Here is a 742-nt window from a genome sequence, read left to right on the forward strand (position 1 = left end):
AAATGGAGAACTGACCTTGCGTCGCTCGCTTGATCTTTCCTAATGAGCTTTGTGAGTCTTTCGCAAACTTTTGTGCCACCTCGCGGGCGTTTTTGGTCGCCTCTTCGATCATGTCTGGTTTGATGTCATTAAGTTTCGTAAAACTGTATTCGATTCGGTTTGCATAAGGATCTTGATTAAGAATCACGCCTTGTTTCCCAAGTTCACCAATCTCATTAATCGCCGCACGAACCACATTGATATTTTGGCTGTAAACCGTGACCGTTCGGGATGCTAAATAACGATACTCAATATCTTGCTCACCACCATATTGCTGCGCTTTACGGTCTATCACTGAAGGCGAAGACAGCGAGATGTTTTTGTCAGTTAAGCCTTTTGCGGTTAAAAAATCGAGAATCAAACGCGTTTGTTGGTCTATGTCATCAAACATCGCGCCCATATCATTGCTGGCTACCGTAAATTGGATTGGCCAAATGACGGTATCTGCCGGGTATTCTCGCTCAGACAATCCCTTCACCGTTACCACTCGCTCATAGGCTTTGTATTTGACTGCTGTTTGCTGAATAAAAAAGCCCAATACTCCTAAACCAATTATCAGACACAGCCCGAGCCATATTGACGCTTTATTGGAAATCTTCTCCATTCATCCTCCTAATTTCGCCAAAAGTAACAATTCGTAGTATCGATAACATAGCTCAACTATGGCCAGAAAATGGCGACCTAAAGCTAAATTTTTGTCATA

Annotated in this window: 1 protein-coding gene; it reads right to left on the reverse strand. The window is 42.9% G+C overall.

Annotated features, from left to right (window positions below):
• The coding region (locus R7Z47_RS24740; RefSeq protein WP_318130748.1) for an SIMPL domain-containing protein at window positions 1–643 on the reverse strand (643 nt) is incomplete at its 3' end.
• Window positions 644–742: the final 99 nt, after the last annotated feature.

Source organism: Vibrio sp. 1641 (assembly GCF_033339995.1).
GTDB lineage: Bacteria > Pseudomonadota > Gammaproteobacteria > Enterobacterales > Vibrionaceae > Vibrio > Vibrio alginolyticus.